This window comes from Arthrobacter sp. J156, assembly GCF_056172865.1.
The window spans coordinates 2,908,160-2,926,746 of the sequence record NZ_CM149650.1; the positions used below are offsets into that span (position 1 = coordinate 2,908,160).

Genomic DNA, 18,587 nt, shown 5'->3' on the forward strand with positions numbered 1-18,587 from the left:
CGACGGGCACAAGCATTACGAAGATCGAACAATCCAGCACCTGTCCCAGCCAGTCCGCAATCTCAAAAGGAGTGTGCGCATGATCTACGAAGTCGCAACACTGACCATCAAGCCCGGCTCCGAAGCCGCTTTCGAAGACGTCCTCTCGCAGGCCGTCCCGCTTTTTCAGCAAGCCCCGGGCGCACTCAGCCTCCGCGTGGACCGGACCGTGGAGAACATGTCCGAATACACCCTGATCGTTGGCTGGGCAACCCTGGAAGATCATACGGAACGGTTTCGCAGCTCTACAGCATTCACCAGGTGGCGGGAACTCGCAGGACCTCACTTCGCGCAGCCACCCCAGGTCAAACACACCCAGCAGGCCTACCTTGGCTTCTGACCCCGCTGTGATCATGGGAGGTCCGGCCTTCATCTGGCGGATCTTTCATGGTGCGTTGTGCAGATGATTACCACTCAGCAGGAGCAGGAGCCTGGTTCAATCGAGCTGGTAGTCGAACTTCAGCTGCATGGTGTCACCACGGAAGACGATCGAAGAGTACTCAAAGGCCGTGCCCGCCGGGTCCGAAATGACGTCAGTGAGCAGCAGCGCCGGGTCTCCCCGGCGCAAGCCAAGTTGCCGGGCTTCATTGCCATCCACAGCCACGGCCTCGAGGTTTTCCCTGACACTTTTCATCGGGAGGCTGTAGTTCTCCTCGAGGACCACGCAGAGCTGCTCGTTGACGACGTCGTGCGTGTCCAACCCGGGCGCCAAACGGGCCGGAATGAACGAGCGGTGCAAGCTCAAGGGTTTGCCGTCAACGGTGCGCAAGCGAACGATCGCGAAAACCTGGTCCTCTGGACCGAGCCCCAGCCTTTCCCGCACTCTGGCGGGCGGAGCAGCCAGGTCAAGCGAGACAAGCTGTGTCGAGGTGTGGTAGCCGAGGGCCTCGAGTTGCTCCCGGATGCCCTTATAGGCCGGCGACACTGCGCTGATCTTCCGCGGGGCTACGTACGTGCCTTTGCCCGCGACACGGATCAGCAGCCCATCGGCAGTGAGCTTGTTGAGCACGCCCCGGACCGTCATCCTGCTCAGTCCGTAAATCCTGTTCAACTCGTTCTCGGAGGGGATCCGCTGGTCGGGCGCCCACTCGCCACTCGTGATCTTGGCCAGCAGGATCTCTTCAAGTTGCAGGTACAGCGGGACAGAAGAGTCACGCTCAAGCACATCAGTCATATTGGCACCTCCTAGCCGATTATAGCCCGCCGCGGTGTTGTATAGCGCGGTACATACTTGTATAGTCTACGTTAGTTTCAGGTTTTATGGTGCGCGTCACAGTAATCCGACGCGGGCAACTTGGAAGGAACCACTGAAAGGTAAGGACGAGGATGCTCGTTTCGACAGCAACACTGACCAGAACCGCACGCGATCACGGATACGCCGTGCCGGCGGTCAACGTCTTCGATGAAGTCAGCATGCGGGCCGTAGTCGAGGCCGCCCAGGCCTGCTCTGCCCCGCTTATTGTGCAGGTGTCGGTCAAAACGGTGCGCACCGCCGGCACACGGCTTCTCAGCGCGACATTCGAAGCCGTGACGAAAGATGTCACCGTGCCCGTGGCACTGCATCTGGACCACTGTCCGGACCGGACCGTCATTGACGAGGTCGTGGCCGCGGGCTGGTCCTCGGTTCTTTTCGACGCTTCCGACCGCGACTTTGAGTCCGCCGTCAGGGAAACTACCGAGGTTGTCGCCCAGGCCCACGCTGCCGGCGTGGACGTGGAGTCCGAGATTGAAAACATCTTGGGCGTTGAGGACGGCGTCGGTTCCGACACCGCACTGCACTCTTACACCGTCGAGCAACTCGCGGCGGCCGCTAAGAGTACCGGCGCTGACATGCTTGCACCCCAGGTGGGCACCAGTCACGGGGCGTTTAAGACCCCCCCGAAGCTTCTGCCAAGTCGCGTGCGCGAGCTCGCCGCCCTCGTCGACAGGCCGATCGTCCTCCACGGCGGCACCGGCCTCTCCGCAGCAGACTTCAAGCTGTTCATCGACGCGGGCGTGTCAAAGATCAACATCTCCACAGCCGTCAAGCATTCCTACATGCAGGCAGCCGCTAAGCACCTTGACGGCGCCCGTCTCAACGACCGGTGGGATCCACCGAGCCTGTTCCGGGATGTCTCGGCGGCCGTCCGGAACGAAATTGTGGAACACATCGAGCAGTTCGGTGCGGCTGGCCGCGCACAGCACGCCAACGAGGCAGTAGGTTCCCGATGAGCGATGCCCTGATTTTCGACTGCGACGGCGTCCTCTCCGACACCGAGCGTGATGGCCACTTGCCGGCATTCAACGCGACTTTCGAGCACTTCGGACTGCCGGTGCACTGGTCTCAGGAAGACTACGCCCAAATGCTGGCCATCGGCGGCGGCAAGGAGCGGCTCGGCAAACTGCTCACACCCGAATTCATCGCGAAGGCAGGCCTTCCCGAGGACCGGGAGGCCCAGCACGACCTGATCGCACAGTGGCACCGCGAAAAGACTGCCCGCTACACGGCGATGGTACGCGCCGGAGAGCTGCCCCCACGCCCTGGAATCGCCCGGATCTCGGCCGAGGCCGCTGACGCGGGCTGGCAACTCGCAGTGGCATCAACCTCAGCCGAGGAATCGGTCCGGGCAGTCCTCGAACATGTCGTTGGAACCGATCTGGCCAGGCAGTTCTCAGTCTTTGCAGGCGACATGGTCGAACACAAAAAGCCCGCGCCCGACATCTATCACCTTGCCATTAGGGAACTCGGCATCCAGCCCACTCAGGCAGTAGTGGTCGAGGACAGCGCTAACGGCCTTAGGGCCGCCCTCGCTGCCGGCCTGACCACCGTTGTCACCCGCAGCAGCTACACCATCAATGAAGATTTCACGGGGGCGGCGCTGGTTGTCGACTCGCTCGGCCAGCTGCCGGACCATCCCGTGGCCGTGGTCTCCGACCCGCACGCCGTCGGCGTCGACGGCGAAGTGTCGTTGAAGAATCTTCTTGACCTCCTAAATGCAACGTCCATCCCAACCTTCTCTTGATTTCCTAAGGAGCCTTGAAATGCAAAACGACACCGCCTCCGTTACAGAAGGCACAATTCGTCTCGAAGACGTCGTGAAGACGATCGCGCAGACCTGTGTTGAAAACGAGACGTACTTCTGCGATCTCGACGCGGTCGCCGGCGACGGCGACTTCGGCTATTCCCTTGCCCGCGGCTTCGAGATCGTGCTCGAATCCTGGGAGGGCTACGACCGATCCGACCTCGGCTCTTTCCTGGGCGGCGTGGCCCTAACGATGAGCAGCAGGATCGGAGGAAGCTCAGGCCCGATTTGGGGAACCGCATTCCTTCGCGCGTCCTCCGTCGCCCGCGGCAAGCAGCAGCTCGAAGGTGCCGACGTCGTTGCCATGCTCCGGGCCGCGACCGAGGGCATCATGGCCCGCGGCGGCGCCAGCCTGGGAGACAAGACCCTGCTTGACGCGCTCGTACCCCTCACTGATGCTATCGAGGCCGGAGTCAGGGCAGGATCTGACCCCAAAGCCATCGCCAAGAGTGCTGCAGTCGTCGCCCGTGATGCTGCTGAGCGCACGAGCACGCTGACAGCCCGCCGCGGCCGCGCGTCCTACACGGGTGAGCGCAGCGTCGGCTCACCTGACCCCGGAGCGATCGCAATGGCGGTACTGGCTGAGCGGATTGCGGGTACCCGGTGACGAATTCAAGCGCAGGATCAACGACAACGATTCAGAGAAAGACGGCAATGAAAAAGTTCATTAACGACCCCAAAGCGTTCGTCCCCGAGATGCTCAAGGGCATCGCTCTGGCCAACCCGGAGACCTTGACGTACGTCCCGGAGTACAACCTCATCATGCGCTCCGACGCTCCACGGCAGGACAAAGTCTCTATCATTCAGGGATCCGGCTCGGGACATGAACCGGCGCACGTCATGGCGGTCGGCAAGGGCATGCTCGACGGCGCCTGCCCCGGCGATATCTTCGCTGCGCCGCCAGCGGATTACGTCGTAGAGGCCACCCGCCGCCTCGCCAGCGACAAAGGCGTGCTCCTCCTGGTGAACAACTACACCGGAGACAAGATGGCCTTCGAGATGGCCGCCGAATTCGCCGCGGCTGAGGGCATCAATGTGCGCACCCTCTTTATCAACGACGACGTCGCGGTCGAAGACTCGCTTTACACCATTGGTCGCCGAGGAGTGGCCGGCAACTTCTTCGTCATGAAAGCAGTCGGGGCTGCCGCCGAAGCCGGCGCCGACCTGGACGAGGTCGTACGTATCGGCGAGAAGGTGAACGCCGCAACCCGTACGATGGGCGTTGCACTGAGCGCGTGCACGCCTCCCGCGAAGGGTGCCCCGCTGTTCGAGATGGCCGACGACGAAATGGAAATCGGCGTTGGAATCCATGGCGAGCCAGGCCGCCGCCGCGTCAAAATCGCCACGGCCGACGAGATTGTGGACGAGCTGCTCAACGCAATTGTCCCCGACCTGCCATTCGCAGACGGTGACGAAGTGGCCCTCATGGTCAACGGACTGGGCGGCACGCCCATCAGCGAGCTCTACATTCTGAACGGCAGCGCACACACGCGTCTTGCCGAAAAAGGCATCACGGTAAGCCGGAGCTATGTAGGCGAATACTGCACCGCGCTGGACATGATTGGAATGTCCCTGACTCTCGTGAAGCTCGACGACGAGATCAAGGAACTGCTGGCAGCCCCGGCTGAGATCGCTGCCCGCATCTTCTGACCAATCGGCACCCTCCGATATTCCGAAGAGTTACATCACCACCAGCGTCATGGCAGTACTCTGAACTGGCCGGCAGGGACTCCTGGCGGCCAGTTCGGACTCCCTAGTTGAAGTTCTACAAGCCGCCGTTCCCCTGACGAATAACCAGCTCCGAGGCGAGACCACCGGGCGGAAGCAGCAAGCATTCCGGTGAGCTCCAAAAGAAAGGCATTTCACTTGTCTCCTAAGGCTATGTCCTCCGTCCGCGTAGCGGTTGTAAGCGCCCAATGGCATGCAGACATCGTTGATCGTGCCGTGGAAAGCTTTCAGGCACGGTTGAAAGAATCCGGCATTACCAACGTGGATGTCCACCAAGTGCCTGGCGCCTTCGAAATCCCGCTACTCGTCCGACGCCTCGCAGTATCCGGTCATTACGACGGAATCGCCACCTCTGCCCTCGTGGTTGACGGGGGCATTTATCGCCACGAATTTGTCGCACAAAGCGTCGTGGACGCCCTTATGAGAGTGCAATTGGAAACTGACGTACCAGTTTTCTCCGGAGTCCTAACTCCTCACCATTTCCACGAGCATGAAGAACATCGCAACCAGTTTTCCCGGCATTTTGTAGCCAAGGGGAAGGAACTGGCCGACGCTCTCACCTCAACTCTTACAACCTTGGCGTCCCTCCAGGAGGCCTAAAGGACACACAGACCCACAGAACGTGGTGATACCTGCACATGTGTCTTTCCGGGGCCTTCAAGAACAAAAAGCCCTAGTCCGGCGGTCCGCCAAGCTCCATTGTGTAACAAGTAGCTGTGCCCTCGAGAACAACTGTTCCGTCATCACGAACCACCCACGTACGTAACGTCGTAACAGGCTTGTCTGCACGTACTTCAGTTACCTCGACGTGCCCGGTAATAACGTCACCAGGACGAACAGGAGCCATGAAGTTCCAGTTCACGCTCAGGAAGACGGATCCGGGTCCCGGCAGCTCCTCAGCCACGACGGCGTTCAGGATGGCACTAGTTACACCACCTTGGACAATAATCTCGCCAAACCGTGAGGTCTGGGCAGCCCGGAGATCGTAGTGTGGGACTGTGGAAATAACGGTGTATCCGGCTCGACACGCCGGGCGGTAAGCCTGGCGGGGAGGAGCCCGATATGGCCGCAACACTTGAGGCTGTGCCGAGTACGAAAACCGCTGAAAAGAAGACAGAAGTATCCGAGGGCGACGCTGCGCGCGAGCTGGTCAGAATGGCGAAGGAACAGGGCCTGTCCCTGACCGGGCCGGACGGTCTGCTCAAGCAGCTGACCAAGACCGTGATCGAGACCGCGCTCGATGAGGAAATGACCGAGCATCTCGGATATGAAAAGCACGATACGGCAGGGAAGCAGACCGCGAATTCCCGCAACGGCGTGCGCCCAAAAACGGTGCTGACGGAGACCACGGGCCCGGTGGAGGTGGACGTGCCGCGGGACCGGGAAGGGACCTTCTCACCGGTCATCGTCAAGAAGCGTCAGCGCCGCCTGACCGGTGTCGATGAGATGGTCCTGTCGCTCTATGCCAAGGGCCTGACCACCGGGGAAATCAGCGCGCACTTCGCCGAGATCTACGGTGCGTCCGTGTCAAAGGAGACCGTCTCGCGGATCACCGACAGGGTGCTCGACGAGATGGCCGCGTGGCAAAACCGGCCGCTGGATGAGGTCTACGCGGCGATCTTCATCGACGCCATCGTCGTCAAGGTCCGCGACGGGCAGGTCGCCAACCGGCCCGTCTACGCCGCGATCGGCGTGACGCTGGAGGGTGAGAAGGACATCCTCGGCCTGTGGGCCGGCACCGGCGGTGAGGGCGCGAAGTTCTGGATGAGCGTGCTCACCGACATCAAGAACCGCGGCGTGAAAGACACCTTCTTCCTGGTCTGCGACGGCCTCAAAGGCCTGCCCGAAGTCGTCACCAACGTCTGGCCGCTGACAACCGTGCAGACCTGCATCATCCACCTGATCCGCAATACCTTCCGCCTGGCCTCGAAGAAGGACTGGGACGCGCTCAAACGGGACGTGAAGCCCATCTACACCGCCGTGAACGCTGCGGCCGCCAGGGCGGCGTTCGAGGAGCTCACCGAGCGCTGGGGCAAGAAATACGGGGCCATCGTGCGGCTGTGGGAGAACGCGTGGGAGGAGTTCATCCCGTTCCTGGACTATGACGTGGAAATCCGGCGCGTGATCTGCTCGACCAATGCGATCGAATCCCTCAACGCCAGGTACCGGCGCGCCGTGAAGGCCCGGGGTCATTTCCCCACCGAGCAGGCTGCGCTAAAGTGCCTGTATCTGGTCACCCGATCCCTCGATCCGACCGGTGCCGGCAAGACCCGATGGGCCGTGCGTTGGAAGCCCGCTTTGAACGCCTTCGCCATCACTTTCAGCGACCGATTCCCGGCCGCTGAAAGCTACTAAAAGAAACCGCCGGATACACCGTTAATGAGATAGTCCCCGTAGTGTAGGGGGTTGCGGTCACCGCTGATCTGGGTGAACAACGAGATGTCCTCGTGGGTGACTTTGCGCGACAGATGAGCGGTTTGCCCAACGATGGGTCTGGGACGATTGGGATGAGCTTCCATGGTCAACCTTTCGTGAACGGCCCCGGAAGGCGGGCTGTAAATTATGCGGGATAAGGGCCCGCAACGGACGGTGCTGCTACTGCCCCACCCGAAGCTCCGGGGCATGCTGCCTAGGGCCGGAATGGGTTTCCGACGGGTATCTCGAGGAGACTCGAAATCACCCGGCTGGGAATCACGTCCTCGAACGCGTGGATAGGAACCCCTGTCTCGACCAAGACCCCGAACATACCGGCTCGTTGAGCTGCCGCGACGTCTGTAAGAATTTGGTCGCCGACAGCAACTGTGCGGTCGGGGCGGCTCCCGAGCATTTCCAGAGCAATCCGGGGCATGTGTGACTCGGGCTTCCCAATCACTTCGGGCGTGGTGAGGTGTCGCGTGGCGGCTTCGACTGCCGCGACCAAGGTGCCCGCGCCCGGATCCAGTTCTCCGCCTTCAGGGATCAGCCTGTCTGGATTCGTAGCGATGAAGTGAGCACCAGCAAGAATCGCTCGTACGGCCGTGCGAAGTTTCACGTAGGTCAGTTCACGGTCGAGCCCGATAACAACGATGTCCGGCTTGTGGCTTGAGAGGACGAATCCCGTTTCCTCAATTTCACGCGAAAGTGCGGGCGCTCCCACTACGTAGACGATTAGGCCCTGCTCGTAGTTTTCCACGAGGTAGCGTGCCGTGGCATAGGCAGTGTTGACGATCTGCTCGGGGTCGGCGGCGAAGCCCATCCTGGTCAGCTTCGCGGCGAAGTCGGCACGCGATTTTGTGGAGTTGTTTGTCATGAACACCGTAGGGACCGCACTGGTGCGGAACTGATGCAGCGCCTGGATCGCGCTCTCAATGGGGACATCACCGCGGTAAATTGTTCCGTCCAGATCGAGGACCAACCCCTCAATCGGATCCGGCCAGGGCTGGTTTTCAAAGTTGATCACGGCTCCATCACCATCCCGCCATTGTATTGATAGGGGAGCCAGTAGCATCCAGCAGCCGCCCGAGCGCCGGGGACGGAACTCGTTTCGCCATACTGTTAGCGGCCATGAAAAACTGCCCATAGGCGGCCACGAAAGTGCCCGCTGGCGGCCAGCAGAACTGCCCGCCGGTGGCCATGAGATCTGCCCACTTCCTTACTTGTTCCTGCCGCGTCTTTAAGCGGTGGGGGCCTCTCCCTGCGGTTTGATGACGGTGTCTAAGCGCACCAAAAGCGAACCAGGAAGAGGCCCTGTATGAAGTCTGACGGAGAAATCATGGAAATTCTTGCTGCCTACGATCTGACCGGATCGTTGCGCGCCACCGCGGAGCTCACGGGCTGCTCGCACCACACCGTTGCTAAACACGTCACCGCCCGTGACGCGGGCCGGCCGATCGGGGAACCCGCGGCCCGCGGCCGGGTCACCGACGCGTTCCTGCCCAAGATCGAGGAATGGATCGAAGCCTCCAAGGGCCGGATCCGGGCCGACAAGGCCCACGAAAAGCTCCTCGCTCTGGGCTACACCGGTTCGGAACGGTCTACCCGCCGGGCGATCGCGCAGGTCAAAGCCGCGTGGCGGCTGGGCCACACCCGCGTCCACCGGCCGTGGATCACAGAACCGGGGATGTGGTTGCAGTACGACTTCGGCGACGGGCCCCGGATCGGCGGGGTGAAGACCATCCTTTTCGTGGCCTGGCTGGCGTTCTCACGCTTCCGCATCGTGATCCCGCTCAGGGACAGGACCGCGCCGAGCGTGTTCGCGGCCCTGGACCGGTGCTTCCGGATCCTCGGAGGGGCGCCGACCTATGTCCTCACGGACAACGAGAAGACCGTCACCACCGCCCACGTCGCCGGGGTCCCGGTGCGCAACCAGCAGACCCTGGACTTCGCCCGGCACTACGGGGTGACCGTGCTGACCTGCCAACCGGCGGACCCGGCCACCAAAGGCGGAGTCGAAGCGTCCGTGAAACTCGCCAAGGCCGACCTCGTGCCCAAAGACACCAACCTCCGCGATGACTACCGCACCTTCGCCGAGCTCGAGGCCGCCTGCACGGCGTTCATGGACGAGGTCAATCACCGTGAGCACCGGACGACGCGGCGGAAACCCGCGGCCATGCTCGCCGAGGAAGCCCCGCGGCTGCACCGGATCCCGGACACCGCCCACACGGTCGCGTTCGGCCTGGCCCGCGGCGTTCCGGAGAACACCCCAATGGTCACCTTCGAAAACGCCCAGTACTCCGTCCCGGCCCACCTGCTCGGAGCCCGGGTGTTCGTCCGCACCCACGGCACCGGGCCCGGCGAGCAGGTCATCATCGTCCACCACGGCACGACCGGGCCCGTCGAAGTCGCCCGCCACGAACGGGCACGGCCCGGCAGCCCCGCCATCAACGACGAACACTTCCCCGGAACCCGGGCGAAGCTCCCCGGCGACTACGAGGTGAGGGCCCGCAGCGCGGACGAGGCCGCGTTCCTGGCCATCGGCGAAGGCGCCAGAACCTGGCTCGTCGAGGCCGCCGCGGCCGGGACCGCAAGGATGAACGTGAAAATGGCCGAAGCCGTTACGCTGGCCAAAATCGCCGGCACTGATCAGGTCGACCGGGCCCTGGGCGACGCCGCCCTGCACGGCCGGTTCGCGCACCCGGACCTCGCCTCGATCTTGAACGCCAACATCCGCCGCACTACCACCCACGCCGCCAACGAAGCCACCTCCCTCACCCAAGGAACAGGGGCGTGGGCCGCGATCGGCAACCCCGCAACCATCACCACGCCGGAGGAGGCCCGATGAGCCCCGTCACCACGACCAATACCGTGGCTCCGCCGCTACCGGCGGACCTGGAGGCCCTGATGCGGTCCCTGAAAATGCCCCACGCCCGGGCGCTGGCCCCGGACCTGATCGCGACCGCCCGCGCCCAGCGGTGGGAACCGGCCGAGGTCATCAAGGCCCTCTTCACGGAGGAAGCCGCCGGCCGGGCCCGGTCCATGCTCGCTTCCCGCCGCAAAGCAGCCGGGTTCCCGACCGGGAAGACCTTCGAGGCGTGGGACCCTGCAGCGTCCTCCATCCCGGGCCCGACCCAGCAGGCACTGCGGACCCTGGAATGGATCACCCGCAGGGAAAACTTGGTCGTCTGCGGGCCCTCGGGGACGGGGAAGACGTTCTTCCTCGAAGCCCTCGGCCAGCAGGCCGTCGAAGCCGGAATGCGGGTCGCTTGGTTCAGGCTCGAGGACCTCGGCGTCCTCATCCGCGCCCACCGAACCGATGACAGCGTCACCCGGGCCGTTGCCCGGATCCTGCGCGCCGAGCTCGTGGTCATCGATGATATTGGTCTGTTGCCCGTGGCCACGGACGCCGCCGAAGGCCTCTACCGGGTCGTGGACGCAGCCTACGAAAAACGCTCCGTCGCGATCAGCTCCAACCTCCACCCCGCCGGGTTCGATGAGCTCATGCCCAAAACCCTCGCCACCGCCACCGTTGACCGACTGCTGCACCACGCCCACGTCTGCCAGACCAGCGGCGATTCCGTCCGTCTTACCCAGGCCCTCGCCGGAAAAGGAGTGACCCGCTTGAACTGACCAACCCAACGATGGCCGACCCCGCCGAAACGAATCAGTGGGCAGATCTGTTGGCCATAACCGGGCAGTTTTACTGGCCACCAGCGGGCACATCAACTGGCCGCCCATGGGCAGAACGTAATGGCCATTGACACCATACCCCGTTGCCCGGAAGCATCGACCTAGTCGATAAACCACACGCTTCAGCCTGACGCCGCAAATGCCCGCGCGGGGGCAAGGACCGCTTGCGCAGCGTCCTCAGCCTTGCATTGGCGCAGCAGCGGCACCGGCGGCACGTCCCCCGTCGTCTAGCGGGACATTCGTACTCCCAAAATCAACAAGTGTTCCACGCTCGATAGCCGTGATTCCGTCAAGCTCGGGGAGAGAGTTCAGAGATGGTGGTAGCGAGGACACTCTGGACGGAATGTAGGCAGTAACTTGGCACCGTCTAAGGGCATCGAATGAGGATGCGGGCACACCGGCGGTCCGGCGGCGAGTGTTTCGCCACCGGACCACCGGTCACAAGGACATGTGTGCTGAAGACATGTTCTCCGGTTTCTGTTTACGGTTTCCTATGTTTCGCCTCCTTCTCCTCAGCCTGCTGGTTTGCAGCCGCTTCAGCTCAATGCACAGGCGTTTCGGATGCGTTCTAGGTGGCTAGGAGACCTTGCGCTTGCGGAGCATCAGCAGGCCGGCCACCAGCATCAGCAGGGCGAGCGGGACCAGTGAGGCGTCAACACCGGTGTTCGCGAGTGCAGCGGCGCCGTTCTGCGTAGGGGTGTTACGGGGAGTGGAGACCGCCGGAATCGCGCCGCCTACAGCAGTGGATCCGGCGGCAGCTACCGGGAAGCTTCCGGTGCTGATTGTGCCACTGCCGTTGTCCGTGCCCGCGGTGCCGTTGCCGGTACCGTCTCCGGTGCCGGCGCCATTGTCGGTGTCGTTGCCTGGGTTGCTGGTGCCGGGATCGACAGTGCCAACTCCGCCGGTGTTTCCATCGCCGGGAGTCCCGGTGCCAGGGGTTTCGGTGCCGTTGCCGCCACCGATCAGCCCGATACCGAGGTCAATCCCCAGATCCACACCAGCGTCCAGGCTCCCGTTACCGCCGGTGGTGCCGTCGGTGCCGGTGACATTTCCGAGTCCGAGTGCCACGTTGGCGTCCACTGCTGCGTCGAGTCCGCCGGTGGTCCCGTCGGTGCCGGCAACGTCACCCAGGCCGAGCGCTACATCGGTGTCAACTGCTGCGTCGACTGCGTTGGTGCCGTTGGTTCCGAGGTCGCCCAGGCCGAGGGCTGCGTCAACGGCGGCACCCAGTCCGTCGCTGGGTCCGTTCGAACCGGTGACATTCCCCAGGCCCAGCGCGACGTCGGCATCCACGGCAGCGTCCACCGTGTCGGTGCCGCTCGTGCCCAGGTCGCCGAGTCCGAGGTTGACGTCCGCAACTGCCGCAACGTCCGCGGCGGTGCCGTCGGTTCCGGTGATGTTGCCGACGCCGAGGGCTGCGGCTGCGTCAACGCCTACGTCTGCGGTTCCCGAGTCGGTGCTGTTGGTGCCCAGGTCGCCGAGCCCGAGGTTGATGTCCGCAACTGCGGCAACATCGGCGATGGTGCCGTCGGTGCCGGTTCCGGTGATGTTGCCGACGCCGAGGGCTGCGGCTGCGTCAACGGCTACGTCTGCGGTTCCCGCGTCGGTGCCGTTGGTGCCCAGGTCACTGAGCCCCAGGTTGACGTTCGCAACTGCGGCAAGATCGGCGATGGTTCCGTTGGCTCCGGTTCCGGTGACGTTGCCGAGGTTGATGTCGGCCGCTGCTGCGACATCGGCGATGGTGCCGTCAGCCTCGGCTCCGGTCACGTTGCCGAGCCCGAGGTTTACGTCCACTACGGCGGCGACGTTCGTTGAGTCGGACGGCGTTGGGTCACCCAGCAGGCCCAACGACGTCGTATCAGCGGACGCCGCCGCCGAGATGAGGGCGGAAGCGGAAAGATCCGATCCGCTGGTCGTATCCGCGGCGTTTGCCGCGCTGCAGCCGAGGGCTAGAAGCCCGCCGGCAAAGAGGGTGCCAAGCAGCCCCCTGCGAAGGTTGGAACTCATGGTGATTTTCTCCTGAAAAAAGTTGAGATGAGGGCGCTGGTCAGCTGCCCGAATGGCCACGTGCTGCCTGGGTCGGCAGGGTGGGGCTCAACTAGTCAGGAGAGGAACCGGGGTCGAACGACACCGGTGCAGGAGCGTGCTCAGAGGCCCCGCCGGCAAGGACAGTGCCGGCAACTGCATGGTCAAGATCGAAAGCGCTCAGCCACGCAGCCGAGCTGGGAGAGCCGCCCGAGGAGCCGCCGCTGCCTGCGCCGGAACCGGGCGCAGCCGGGGCCTGGGCAGGGTAGGCGGGGTCAGCGGTTCCGGGCTGGTCGCTGCCGAGGGATGGCCGCTCATGGGCCAAAGTCGGGAAGACCGACGTGCCCGCAAGGGCAGCCGGGCCCGCGGCGGCGGGAGTGGCTTCGAGCGTGCCGGATGTTGCGGGCTCCGGCGCACTTGGAATCACTGCTGCAGGGCCTGTCACGGCTTGATCGGCAGCCGCAGCTTCGGCGCTGCCCGTCTCTGCCGGCACCGAGGGAAGGGCGGGTTCTGAGTGTTCCGGGGCTGCCGCCAGGGGCAGTTCCGGGACATCAATAGGCAGGGGAGCGGACCCGGTCACAACATCGGCAACAGGCTGCAGCACCGGTTCGAGCACTGGAAGCGTTTCGGTGACCGGTGGCACGACGGTTTCCACGACGGCCGTGGTTGCACCGTCAGCAATGCGGGCAACCGGAGCTGTCACTTCTGACACTGTGCCGGCAGGGACCACCTGGTTGATCACCGGAACGGACGAGACCAAGTCATCAGCAGTTGCGGAGAGTTGGTTCACCACCGGATGCACCAGGCCGACGGATGGCGGTGCAGCCGGAGCTTTGGTCGGCGCGGGTGCGGCCGGGACCACTTTTTCGGCCACCGATTGCACAGAACTGGTCACGGATCCCACCAGCGACGAAGTGTCCGGCAGCGCATCGGCAGATGCCGCCGGAGAAGAAAATGTCAGCCAGGTGAACGCAGCGGCTCCAGCCAGCAACACCGGCCGCAGGGCACGCCACGGTGAACGAGATTCACCCATGCGTACCACGGTGTCTTCCAGGACAACTATGTAAAGGCCGTTGTAGAGCCGTTCCAGGAGAAATTTCCGGACGTTGACGTTTCTTTTGTCCAAGCACGCACCAGTGCGGAGTCTCTGGCCTCGCTAAGGGCAGAGAAGGCAAATCCCAGCGTTGACGTATCACTGTTGGATTATGCTGTAGCGCGTACGGCAAATACCGAGGGTATCTTCCAAGCCCTTGACCCCGCGGCTGTCCCAAACCTTGCTGACCTTGACCCTAAGGCCAAGGTGGAGGGCAACATGGGAGCAGGTGCAACCTTCGACAGCGTGACGCTGATGTACAACACAGAGGCAGTTTCAGCTGATCCGGAGTCATGGGAGGCACTCTGGGAGGATCCAGCCGCCGCCGGGAAGATTGCGATTATTGGGCCCCCGGACATCACCAGCACCGTTGGGTTGACGGCCATCACGACGAAAATGGAGGGCGGGGATTACACCCAGTCCGTAGATGCGGGAATCGCCAAGTTGAAAGAACTTGCCCCTCGTGTTCAGACTTGGAACCCCCAGCCTGATCCCTACACCATGGTGCAAAGCGGTGACGCCTCCTACGCTGTGGGCTGGAATGCCCGCGCTCAGCTCTTCGCTGACGGCTCCAACGGTGCTATGAAAGCGGTCCTGCCCGAGGAAGGAACCATCCTGCAGATCAACACGCTGAACCTGGTGAAGGACTCACCCAACCCGGCCGCTGCGCAGGCATTCATCAACTACGCCTTGAGCGCGGAGGCCCAGATCGAATTCTCGAAGCTCATGGCGTACGCCCCCACTAACACCAAAGCTGAGCTGCCCGCGGACGTCCTCGCCAAGATTCCGGTTGCCGACCCCGCAATGAATGACCGGATCATCGAACCGAACTGGGACGTGATGGTTTCCCAGCGCGATATCTGGGCCAACCGGCTCAAGACCGAAGTTGTAGGTGGCTAAATGACTGGGGCTCCCGGGTACCTCGAGATTAGTTCGCTAACAAAGCGTTACAAGGAGGGGATTACGCCCGCCGTTGCGGACGTCTCCCTTAGCGTTGCAGAAGGTGAATTCCTGGCCTTACTGGGACCTTCAGGTTGCGGGAAAACCACGACGTTGCGAATGATCGCCGGTCTTATTGATCCAACCTCGGGCACCGTCACGGTAGACGGAAAGGACATCACACATGCCCCGGTCCACAAACGTTCAGTAGGCATGGTGTTCCAGAGTTACGCACTCTTCCCACACCTCGACGTTAAGTCCAACGTTGCCTACGGCCTGCAAATGCGACGCGTTCCCAAGGCCGAAATCACCAAACGCGTTGCCGACGTGCTGAAACTGGTCCGTCTGGACCATCTGGCAGACCGGCGAATCACGGCCCTTTCAGGTGGCCAGCAGCAGCGCGTCGCCCTCGCACGGGCAGTCGTGATCCACCCTCAGCTATTCCTCATGGACGAACCCCTATCGAACCTGGACGCGAAACTGCGTGATGCGATGCGTAACGAGATCCGTGGCATCCAACAAAGGATGGGAATCACCTCCGTATTCGTCACTCACGACCAGGGAGAAGCCCTGACCATGGCAGACAAGATTGCCGGGGAGTGTCAGATTAACGGTGGGTCTGGCCTGGCGCATTGTTAGTTGATCCTGCCTTCGAACGCGATCGCGAACGCGTTCAGTGCAGGCTTCCACCGGGTGGCCCATCGTGCCCGGCCCCGCCCGGTCGGGTCAAGGGAGCGCGTCACGAGGTAAAGGCACTTCAGCGCCGCCGCGTCGTTGGGGAAATGGCCGCGGGCCCGCACGGCGCGCCGGTAGCGGGCGTTGAGGGACTCGATCGCGTTCGTCGAGCAGATGACCCTGCGGATCTCCACGTCCCAGTCCAGGAAAGGAACGAACTCTGCCCAAGCGTTGTGCCAGAGCCTGCTTATCGCCGGGTATTGGGTGCCCCATTTCGCGTCGAACTCGGCGAACCGCTCCTTCGCCGCCGCCTCGGTTGGAGCCGTGTAGACCGGCTTGAGATCCCTGCCCATCTCCTCCCAGTAGTGCCGGGAGGCGAAGCGGAAGGTGTTGCGGATCAGGTGGATGATGCACGTCTGGACCGTGGCGAGTTCCCATACGGCAGTGATCGCGTCCGGAAGGCCCTTGAGCCCGTCGCAGACGGCGATGCACACGTCCTCCACGCCGCGGTTCTTGACCTCGGTCAGAACCCCGAGCCAGAACTTGGCGCCTTCTCCGCCATCCCCGGCCCAGATGCCCAGGATGTCCCGTTCGCCGTTCACCGTGACCCCGATGACGACGTAGAAGGGCTTGTTGCGTACCTGTCCGTCGCGGACCTTCACGTGGATGGCATCCACCATGATCACGGGATAGACCCGGTCAAGGGGCCTGTTCGCCCATTCGGCCATCTCCTCAGCCACCTTCTCGGTGATCCGGCTGATGGTGTCCTTGGAGACCGTTGCGCCGTAGACCTCGTCGAAGTGCGCGGCGATCTCACCGGTCGTCAGGCCCCGCGCGCTCAAGGAAAGGACGACCTCGTCGATCCCGTCCAGGCGCCGCTGGCGCTTCTTGACTATGGTCGGCTCGAAGCTGCCCTCCCGGTCCCGGGGCACGTCGATCGAGACGGGCCCGATCTCGGTCAGCACCGTCTTGGAGCGCGTTCCGTTACGCACGTTCGGCCCCTCCGCAGCCCCGTTCCTCTCGTGCCCGAGGTGATCGGTCATCTCCGCCTCAAGCGCCGTTTCAAGCACCGTCTTCGTCAGGCCGGCCAGCAGCCCGCCCGGGCCCACGAGGCTCACGCCCTGTTCCTTGGCCTGAGCGAGCAACTGCTCAGCGAGCTCCTGCTGATCGATGATTTCCCCTGTCACAGGATCGATCATCTCGGTGGTTTCGGTCATCGCCGTTCCTTTCGGTCAAGCCACGCCGTTCCCACCGTTTTTCTGACACTCCCAGTGGCGCATGTCCTCCTGGGACATGTGACGCCCGAGCGTCTCGTGATTGATGAAGACTCTTCGACCGAGCCGGCCGAGCTAGCTGCCGACGAAAAGGCAGGTGAATGGCAGATACCGGGGGGCCTCCTGGTTGGGTCCCCGGGTAGGAGTCCGGTGACTGTGTGAGTTTCGCATCCGATAATGGGTGCAGGAGGAAATTCACAGATTATGGCACGTAGGCATACCCCGGATCAGGTCGTCGCGAAGGTCCGGCAGGGGCAGAAGATGCTCAATGACGGCAAGCCGATGATCGAGGTCATCAAGGAGCTGCAGGTCACCGAGGCAACCTGGTATCGGTGGCTGCAGCAGTACGGTTCCGAGCAGAACGCAGCCCAAACCAAAGCGGTCAAGGACTTGGAGAAGGAAAACGCCCGGCTGAAGCGGTTGCTGGCCGAGAAGGAACTGGCCATCGACATCCTGAACGAGGTGGCTAAGGGAAAATTCTGAGCCCCGAACCTCGCCGCCGGGCAGTGCGCATGGCGGTGGAGAAATTCGGGGCGTCCGAGAGATTCGCGTGCAAGGTGCTGGGGCAGAACCGTTCCGCGCTGCGCAAGTCACGCCCAGCGGTCAGCTTTGAGGAAGCCCGGCTACGCGCGGCGTTGCGGGCCATCGCCGGGGAGCATCCGGCGTGGGGGTGGCGGAAGGCCCGCTGGCGCCTGCTGGCCCAGCCGGAGTGGGCTGGCGTGGTGCTCAACGCTAAGCGGGTGCGCCGGCTCTGGCGGGCCGAGGGACTGACGTGCAAGCCGAAGGCGCGTAAGCGTCGCCGCACCGGGCCCGGCGCCGGGGAGCAGAAGCGGCTGAAGGCCGAATACCCGATGCACGTGATCAGCTTCGACTTCCAATCCGATGTGACCTCCTGTGGGCGGCATGTCCGGTTCTTCAACGTCATTGACGAGTACACCCGCACCGCCCTGGCGATCGTTCCGCGCAGGTCCTTCACCGCCACCGATGTGGTCGCCGTCCTGGAGGACATCATCGCCGAAACCGGTGTCACGCCAACCTATGTGCGCTCCGATAACGGGCCGGAATTCACCGCCGCAGCGCTGGTCAACTGGTGCGCCACTGCCGGGGTAGATACGGCGTTCATCGACCCGGGATCCCCGTGGCAGAACGGGTTCGCCGAATCATTCAACGCCCAATTCAGAAGGGAACAACTCACTGGGGAAATCATCGACACCATGGCCGAAGCGAAGTACTTGGCCGACGAGTGGAAGGACATCTACAATCATGAACGGCCCCACGGATCCCTCGACGGCATGACGCCGAAACAATACTGGGACACCTGGACGCAGAAAAATCAACTAGCTATCGCATAGCCACTGGACTGCTAACCGGGACCCAATCACTCCCAGTCCCGCCGACGGCCGTTCGTAGGGGGTGGATGGAGTCGACTGCACAGCGAATAGGAGTGCATTCAGTGGTTGTACTTGGGAGACTGCAACGCGATAAGGCTCTCGATTACCGGACTGCATTGGCAAAAGGGGCGCCAACCGTAAGCTCTCACTTAGAGCGCTGGAGTCACTCCCACTGACTCCCAAGTGACTTTGAGAGCACCCCTGAAACTGACACTCCCCAGGCTTGTCAGTCAGTACATTGGCAATAAGGAGCGCT

The 18,587-nt window shown here is 62.9% G+C and carries 17 protein-coding genes and 1 pseudogene; 12 read left to right on the plus strand and 6 right to left on the minus strand.

What is annotated here, in order from left to right:
* The first annotated feature begins 79 nt into the window (after positions 1-79).
* Positions 80-379, plus strand: a complete 300-nt coding sequence (locus tag AC0QR5_RS13415; RefSeq protein ID WP_329864162.1) for an antibiotic biosynthesis monooxygenase family protein — start codon at positions 80-82, stop codon at positions 377-379.
* Positions 380-475: 96 nt separating this feature from the next.
* Here AC0QR5_RS13415 and AC0QR5_RS13420 read toward each other — a convergent pair whose 3' ends face one another.
* Positions 476-1,213: a GntR family transcriptional regulator gene (locus AC0QR5_RS13420; RefSeq protein WP_329864160.1), complete on the minus strand. Its 738-nt coding sequence runs from the start codon at positions 1,211-1,213 to the stop codon at positions 476-478.
* Between the two features lie 152 nt (positions 1,214-1,365).
* On the opposite strand from AC0QR5_RS13420, the gene AC0QR5_RS13425 reads away from it, so the two are divergent.
* The 5 genes from AC0QR5_RS13425 to AC0QR5_RS13445 all read left to right on the plus strand — a co-directional run bounded on the left by AC0QR5_RS13425 (position 1,366) and on the right by AC0QR5_RS13445 (position 5,429).
* Entirely contained in the window at positions 1,366-2,250 is an 885-nt protein-coding gene (locus AC0QR5_RS13425; RefSeq protein ID WP_329864158.1) for a class II fructose-bisphosphate aldolase, read from the plus strand.
* Positions 2,247-3,041, plus strand: coding sequence for an HAD-IA family hydrolase (locus AC0QR5_RS13430; RefSeq protein WP_329864156.1), 795 nt, complete (start codon positions 2,247-2,249; stop codon positions 3,039-3,041). Before AC0QR5_RS13425 ends, AC0QR5_RS13430 begins: the two co-directional genes overlap by 4 nt.
* A 19-nt stretch (positions 3,042-3,060) precedes the next feature.
* Positions 3,061-3,708: a dihydroxyacetone kinase subunit DhaL gene (gene dhaL, locus AC0QR5_RS13435; protein WP_329864155.1), complete on the plus strand. Its 648-nt coding sequence runs from the start codon at positions 3,061-3,063 to the stop codon at positions 3,706-3,708.
* 47 nt (positions 3,709-3,755) lie between these two features.
* A complete protein-coding gene (gene dhaK / locus AC0QR5_RS13440; protein ID WP_329864153.1) occupies positions 3,756-4,751 on the plus strand; it encodes a dihydroxyacetone kinase subunit DhaK in 996 nt (331 codons plus the stop codon).
* 231 nt (positions 4,752-4,982) lie between these two features.
* Positions 4,983-5,429: a 6,7-dimethyl-8-ribityllumazine synthase gene (locus AC0QR5_RS13445; RefSeq protein ID WP_329864151.1), complete on the plus strand. Its 447-nt coding sequence runs from the start codon at positions 4,983-4,985 to the stop codon at positions 5,427-5,429.
* Positions 5,430-5,502: 73 nt separating this feature from the next.
* Here AC0QR5_RS13445 and AC0QR5_RS13450 read toward each other — a convergent pair whose 3' ends face one another.
* A complete protein-coding gene (locus tag AC0QR5_RS13450) occupies positions 5,503-5,904 on the minus strand; it encodes a MaoC/PaaZ C-terminal domain-containing protein (RefSeq protein WP_430970777.1) in 402 nt (133 codons plus the stop codon).
* Between AC0QR5_RS13450 and AC0QR5_RS13455 the strand changes: the two genes are divergently transcribed.
* Positions 5,892-7,184 carry an IS256 family transposase gene (locus AC0QR5_RS13455; protein ID WP_400588025.1) on the plus strand — a complete coding sequence of 431 codons (1,293 nt, stop codon included), beginning with the start codon at positions 5,892-5,894 and terminating at the stop codon, positions 7,182-7,184. The genes AC0QR5_RS13450 and AC0QR5_RS13455 overlap by 13 nt on opposite strands.
* 274 nt (positions 7,185-7,458) lie before the next feature.
* Here AC0QR5_RS13455 and AC0QR5_RS13460 read toward each other — a convergent pair whose 3' ends face one another.
* The gene (locus AC0QR5_RS13460) at positions 7,459-8,268 is read right to left on the minus strand and encodes an HAD-IIA family hydrolase (RefSeq protein ID WP_329864309.1); all 810 of its coding nucleotides are present in this window, start codon (positions 8,266-8,268) and stop codon (positions 7,459-7,461) included.
* A 291-nt stretch (positions 8,269-8,559) separates the two neighbouring features.
* Between AC0QR5_RS13460 and istA the strand changes: the two genes are divergently transcribed.
* Positions 8,560-10,089 (plus strand): IS21 family transposase, encoded by a 1,530-nt coding sequence (gene istA / locus AC0QR5_RS13465; protein WP_237428196.1) that lies wholly within the window; start codon positions 8,560-8,562, stop codon positions 10,087-10,089.
* Entirely contained in the window at positions 10,086-10,874 is a 789-nt protein-coding gene (gene istB, locus AC0QR5_RS13470) for an IS21-like element helper ATPase IstB (RefSeq protein WP_237428195.1), read from the plus strand. Before istA ends, istB begins: the two co-directional genes overlap by 4 nt.
* Before the next feature lie 636 nt (positions 10,875-11,510).
* On the opposite strand, the gene AC0QR5_RS13475 is transcribed toward istB, so the two are convergent.
* The gene (locus AC0QR5_RS13475; RefSeq protein ID WP_329864246.1) at positions 11,511-12,941 is read right to left on the minus strand and encodes a beta strand repeat-containing protein; all 1,431 of its coding nucleotides are present in this window, start codon (positions 12,939-12,941) and stop codon (positions 11,511-11,513) included.
* A 91-nt stretch (positions 12,942-13,032) separates the two neighbouring features.
* On the minus strand, positions 13,033-14,085 hold the full coding sequence (locus AC0QR5_RS13480; protein ID WP_329864248.1) for a hypothetical protein: 1,053 nt from the start codon (positions 14,083-14,085) through the stop codon (positions 13,033-13,035).
* Between AC0QR5_RS13480 and AC0QR5_RS13485 the strand changes: the two are divergent.
* Positions 14,080-14,952 (plus strand): annotated as a pseudogene (locus tag AC0QR5_RS13485) (extracellular solute-binding protein); the annotation flags it as partial. The gene AC0QR5_RS13480 and the pseudogene AC0QR5_RS13485 sit on opposite strands and share 6 nt — an antisense overlap.
* Positions 14,953-15,630 carry an ABC transporter ATP-binding protein gene (locus AC0QR5_RS13490; protein ID WP_329864251.1) on the plus strand — a complete coding sequence of 226 codons (678 nt, stop codon included), beginning with the start codon at positions 14,953-14,955 and terminating at the stop codon, positions 15,628-15,630. It begins immediately after the preceding pseudogene.
* Here the strand turns inward: AC0QR5_RS13490 and AC0QR5_RS13495 are convergent.
* Complete coding sequence (locus AC0QR5_RS13495; protein ID WP_329862411.1) at positions 15,627-16,865, minus strand: IS256 family transposase; 1,239 nt, start codon at positions 16,863-16,865, stop codon at positions 15,627-15,629. The genes AC0QR5_RS13490 and AC0QR5_RS13495 overlap by 4 nt on opposite strands.
* A 279-nt stretch (positions 16,866-17,144) precedes the next feature.
* Here AC0QR5_RS13495 and AC0QR5_RS13500 point away from each other — a divergent pair.
* Positions 17,145-18,292, plus strand: a protein-coding gene (locus tag AC0QR5_RS13500; RefSeq protein WP_329863527.1) for an IS3 family transposase whose coding sequence is annotated in 2 segments (ribosomal slippage) — positions 17,145-17,418 and positions 17,418-18,292 — 1,149 coding nt in all. Because the reading frame shifts where the segments join, the coding sequence is not laid out codon by codon here.
* Positions 18,293-18,587 lie beyond the last annotated feature (295 nt).

What these genes read in the sequence shown, in the direction of transcription:
- AC0QR5_RS13495 (WP_329862411.1), bottom strand. Translation starts at nt 16,865, where the DNA reads ATGATCGATCCTGTGACAGGGGAAATCATCGATCAGCAGGAGCTCGCT.
- istB (WP_237428195.1), top strand. Translation starts at nt 10,086, where the DNA reads ATGAGCCCCGTCACCACGACCAATACCGTGGCTCCGCCGCTACCGGCG.
- istA (WP_237428196.1), top strand. Translation starts at nt 8,560, where the DNA reads ATGAAGTCTGACGGAGAAATCATGGAAATTCTTGCTGCCTACGATCTG.
- AC0QR5_RS13455 (WP_400588025.1), top strand. Translation starts at nt 5,892, where the DNA reads ATGGCCGCAACACTTGAGGCTGTGCCGAGTACGAAAACCGCTGAAAAG.
- dhaK (WP_329864153.1), top strand. Translation starts at nt 3,756, where the DNA reads ATGAAAAAGTTCATTAACGACCCCAAAGCGTTCGTCCCCGAGATGCTC.
- AC0QR5_RS13425 (WP_329864158.1), top strand. Translation starts at nt 1,366, where the DNA reads ATGCTCGTTTCGACAGCAACACTGACCAGAACCGCACGCGATCACGGA.
- AC0QR5_RS13475 (WP_329864246.1), bottom strand. Translation starts at nt 12,941, where the DNA reads ATGAGTTCCAACCTTCGCAGGGGGCTGCTTGGCACCCTCTTTGCCGGC.
- AC0QR5_RS13420 (WP_329864160.1), bottom strand. Translation starts at nt 1,213, where the DNA reads ATGACTGATGTGCTTGAGCGTGACTCTTCTGTCCCGCTGTACCTGCAA.
- AC0QR5_RS13415 (WP_329864162.1), top strand. Translation starts at nt 80, where the DNA reads ATGATCTACGAAGTCGCAACACTGACCATCAAGCCCGGCTCCGAAGCC.
- AC0QR5_RS13430 (WP_329864156.1), top strand. Translation starts at nt 2,247, where the DNA reads ATGAGCGATGCCCTGATTTTCGACTGCGACGGCGTCCTCTCCGACACC.
- AC0QR5_RS13490 (WP_329864251.1), top strand. Translation starts at nt 14,953, where the DNA reads ATGACTGGGGCTCCCGGGTACCTCGAGATTAGTTCGCTAACAAAGCGT.
- dhaL (WP_329864155.1), top strand. Translation starts at nt 3,061, where the DNA reads ATGCAAAACGACACCGCCTCCGTTACAGAAGGCACAATTCGTCTCGAA.
- AC0QR5_RS13445 (WP_329864151.1), top strand. Translation starts at nt 4,983, where the DNA reads ATGTCCTCCGTCCGCGTAGCGGTTGTAAGCGCCCAATGGCATGCAGAC.